Below are 4,125 nucleotides of genomic sequence, written 5' to 3' on the forward strand. Positions count from 1 at the left end.
GCAACGCACGCGGCGCGAGCAGCGCGCCGGCGTCCGGCGTGGCGGGCGCGTCCTCGGTCCAGGTGGCCTCGGCCGGCAGCCACAGCGTGAACACGCTGCCCGCGCCGAGCTCGCTCGCCACGCCGATGCGTCCGCCCAGCAGTTCGGCGAACTTGCGCGAGATCGACAGGCCCAGGCCGCTGCCGCCGTAGTGGCGGCTGGTGGAGCCGTCGGCCTGCTGGAACGCTTCGAAGATCATGTCGAGCTTGTCGGCGGCGATGCCGATGCCCGAATCGCGCACGTCGAAGCGGATCTGCCCCGCTTCGGCCGCCGAGATGGTCAGCGCCACCTCGCCGCGTTCGGTGAACTTCAGCGCGTTGGACAGCAGGTTGCGCAGAATCTGCACGAGCCGCTGGCTGTCGGTCACGAGCGTGGCGGGCGCGCCGGGCGCGCGCGCGATCGACAGCGCGAGCGGCTTGGCCGCCGCGATCGGGTCGAACATCTCGCGCAGCGATTGCATGACCGTTTCGAGCCCGACCAGCTCGGGCTCCATCGTCACCTGGCCGGCCTCGACCTTCGACAGATCGAGAATGTCGTTGATCAGGTTCAGCAGGTCGCTGTTCGAGCTGTGGATGGTTTCGGCGTAGTGGACCTGTTCCTTGGTCAGATTGCCGCCGCGGTTTTCCTGCAGCAGCCGCGCGAGAATCAGCGAGCTGTTCAGCGGCGTGCGCAGTTCGTGGGACATGTTGGCCAGGAACTCGGATTTGTAGCGGCTCGTCTGCTCCAGGCGCGCCGCGTTGGCCGTGATCGATTCCTGCGCCGTCACCAGCTCTTCCTTCTGCCGCTCGAGGCGCTGCGCGTATTCCTCGAGCTGCGTGTTGGTCTGCTCCAGTTCGGCCTGATGCGACTGAAGCCGCGCCTGCGATTCGGTCAGCGCGCGCCCGCGCTCCTCCAGCCCTTCGTTGGCCACCCGCAGTTCTTCCTGCTGAACCTGCATTTCCTCGTTCAGCAGTTGCGCTTCCGCGAGCGTGTCCTGCAGGCGTTCGCGATATTGCGCGGCGGCCAGGAAGCCGCCCGTGCTGTTCGCGATCAGATCGAGGAATTCGAGGTCGCGCGGTTCGATCTTGCGCATGAAGGCCAGTTCGACCACGCCGTTGACGGCATCGTCGTTCGTGACCGGCAGCAGCACGAGGCCGCGCGGCACGCTGCCGCCCAGGCCCGAGGTGACCGTCAGGTAGTTCGCGGGCACATCGTTGAGCACCACCGTGCGGCGCGACGCGGCGGCCTGGCCGACCAGGCCCTCGGCGTCGCGGAAGGTGCGCACGCCCGCCGCGCCGTCGGCGCTGAAGCCGTGCGTGGCGACGCGGCGCAGCTCGCCGCTGGTCGTGTCGCGCACGTAGAGCGCCGAGACGAACGCGTCGAGGTAATGCGCGAGGAAATCGAGCGTGGCCTGCCCCACCGAGGCGGCGCTGGTCTGCCCGACCATCTTTTCCGCGAGCAGGCGCTGGCCCGAACGCACCCACACCTGCCGTTTCAGCACTTCGGTGTGTTCGACCTGCTGGCGCAGCGCGTCGTCGTAGGTGCGCGACAGTTCGAGCAGCTCGCGCCGGCCGCGCCACGCGAGGATCGCGCTGACCAGCACGCTGAACAGCACGAACAGGCTGACGAGCACCACCGTCAGGCTCTTGGCGGCCTCGCCGCGTTGCAGGCGCAGCGCCAGTTCGACGTCGAGGAAGCCCGAGAACTCGCGGCGGATCTCGTCGAATTCCTGCTGCCCCCGGCTCGAGCGCACCGCGCCGCTGTAATCGAGGTTCTGGCGGCGCAGCGCGATGATGTCGTCCGCGCTGCGGTTCCAGCGCGCCTGCACCGCCTCGATGCGCTTGAGCGTTTCCACCTGCGGCGGGTTGTCGGCAACCAGCTTCTCGAGCTCGGCGATCTCGGTTTTGAAGCGGTTCTCGTCGATTTCGTAAGGCGACAGAAAGCGTTCGTCGCCCGTGATCAGGTAACCGCGCATCGACGATTGACGCTCCACCGCCAGCCGCATCATTTCGTTGGCATTGCCGATGACCCGCTCCGAATGCTCGACCCAGCTCATGGTCGACGTCAGATACAACACGAGCCCGATGAACACCGCGACGGTCACCAGGCCCATGACGAGCGGCAAGGCGATATTGCGCTGGATGATCTTTCGGAAAGTCGATTGGTCTAGAGCTTCGGTCATTGGGTCCTTTTTGCTTTTTAATCCGCTTATCGGCTGGCAAATACCTCGACTTCGTCCGGGTGGGCGGACGCGGGAATCGGGGATTCGGGAGCAGGCCGGCGGGCAGCGCACCCGCACTGTACAGCGCATGCATCGCTCGCGAAACTGTGATCTCGCGGCGGCGGGGAGCGGAGAGGAAGCGGAGGAGATGGCGGGGGGTCGAACAGGCGGGGTTCGGTCGGGGTTCGGTCGGATTGCTGCCAGGCTGCCACGGCGGTTGCGCAGTCGATCGGGCCGATCCGGGGCCGGCAAACCGGCGTCCCTCAGATGGATCGAATCTGCGCCGGCGGATCGGCAAAACGCCTCGGTGAACGTGCTCCGGGCCAGCAATCGGCACGGCGGCTCATGGCGCGCCGCCGCGCACGCCATGAGCGGGCGGCATTCCGCCCGCGCTCGCCGGCCGTTCGCGCCGTCGCGACGGACGACGCGGCGTCACGCACCGTCGCGCACGCCATGAGCCGGCGGCAATCCGCCCGTGCTCGCCGGCCGTTCGCGCCGTCGCGACGGACGACGCTCCGTCACGCCCCGTCGCGCGCCGCCGCCTCGCTCAGAAACCGGCCGATCCGGGCATTCGCCGCCTCCGCCAGTTCGCCGCCGAGCAGATGAAACCCGTGCACGCCGCCGGGATACACCGCCAGTTCCGCCACGTTGGCCGCCGCCTGCCAGCGCGCGTGCATGAACAGCGTGTCGTCGACCAGCGGATCGATCGTGCCGACCGAGAACAGCGCGGCCGGCAGCCCCGGCAAATCCGCATACAGCGGCGAGACGGCCGGATCGCGCCCATCGGCCCCGCCGCGATAGGCGTCGGACATCCGTTCGAGCATCTCGCGATCGACGAACGCCGTGCCGCGCGCGCGACGTGCGCTCGGCGTGAGCGACAGGTCGAAATAGCCGAACGTCAGGTTCGCGGCGCGAAACGCCGCCACCTGCCCCGCGTCGCGCAGGCGCACGAGCGTCGAGGCCGCAAGGTGCGCGCCGGCCGATTCGCCGCCGATCGCCAGCCACGTCGCGCCGAATTCGGCCTCGGCATGCGCGATCAGCCAGCGGGCCGCGGCGACGCAATCGTCCACCGGCGCGGGAAACGGGTGCTCGGGCGCGAGCCGGTAATCGACGCTGACGGCCGCCAGCCCGGCCGCCGCGCCGATCGTTTCGAGCAGCCGATCCTGCATGTCGGGCGTGCCGAGCATCCAGCCGCCGCCATGAATGTGCAGATAGACGCCGCGCACCGTCTCGGGCACGAGGATCCGCAGCCCGATCTCGCCGCCCGGCCCCGGAATCCGGATCGTGCGCGCGGCGGGCGCCTTCGGCGTGACGGGCAGCCCCATCCGGCCGTCGGCGTAGGCCGCCCGCATCTCGGCCAGCCCGGTCATGGGCGGCACCCCGGCGAGCGTCGCGGCGAGCCGCGCGTTGATCCCGTGCGTATCCGCGGCGATCGCATCGGGGCGAAACAACGCATGCAGCGGCTGATCGGGACGGGAAGGCATCGATGCGGTCATGTCGGCTCTCGAATTATCACAATGATCGTTATACTAAGTCATCCCTTCTCGATATACAACAATGACCATTGTGGAAAAAGAAAGTCGCCGCGGCCGCCCTCGCGCGTTCGACCGGGATCGGGCGCTGGAGCACGCGATGCGGGTGTTCTGGACGCACGGCTACGAGGCGGCCTCGATGCCGCTGCTGACCGAGGCGATGGGCATCTCGGCGCAGAGCCTGTATGCGGCGTTCGGTTCGAAAGAGGCGCTGTATCGCGAGGCGATCGCGCTGTATCGCTCGACGATCGGCGGCTTCGCCGCGCGGGCGCTCGACGAGGAGGCCGACGCGCTGGACGCGCTGCGCCGCGTGCTGCGCGACGCGGCCACCACGTTTTCGCGCACGCAAGGCTC

At 68.8% G+C, this 4,125-nt stretch carries 3 protein-coding genes; 1 reads left to right on the top strand and 2 read right to left on the bottom strand.

The genetic code is table 11. The annotated features are described in order from the left end of the window. Positions 1-2,200, bottom strand: a 2,200-nt coding sequence (locus G3N92_RS31495) for a CHASE3 domain-containing protein (protein ID WP_206131446.1), incomplete at its 3' end; no start/stop codon positions are given. 557 nt (positions 2,201-2,757) lie between these two features. Further along, positions 2,758-3,735, bottom strand: a complete 978-nt coding sequence (locus G3N92_RS31500; RefSeq protein ID WP_206131447.1) for an alpha/beta hydrolase — start codon at positions 3,733-3,735, stop codon at positions 2,758-2,760. 136 nt (positions 3,736-3,871) lie between these two features. On the opposite strand from G3N92_RS31500, the gene G3N92_RS31505 reads away from it, so the two are divergent. Then, positions 3,872-4,125 (top strand): helix-turn-helix domain-containing protein (locus G3N92_RS31505; RefSeq protein ID WP_241015139.1); only part of this gene is annotated, 254 nt, incomplete at its 3' end.

The organism is Burkholderia sp. Ac-20379, from assembly GCF_017104645.1.
Lineage (GTDB): Bacteria > Pseudomonadota > Gammaproteobacteria > Burkholderiales > Burkholderiaceae > Burkholderia.

Bases quoted from the DNA above. Each gene is read 5' to 3' on its own strand.
- G3N92_RS31500 (WP_206131447.1), bottom strand. From the start codon at position 3,735: ATGACCGCATCGATGCCTTCCCGTCCCGATCAGCCGCTGCATGCGTTG.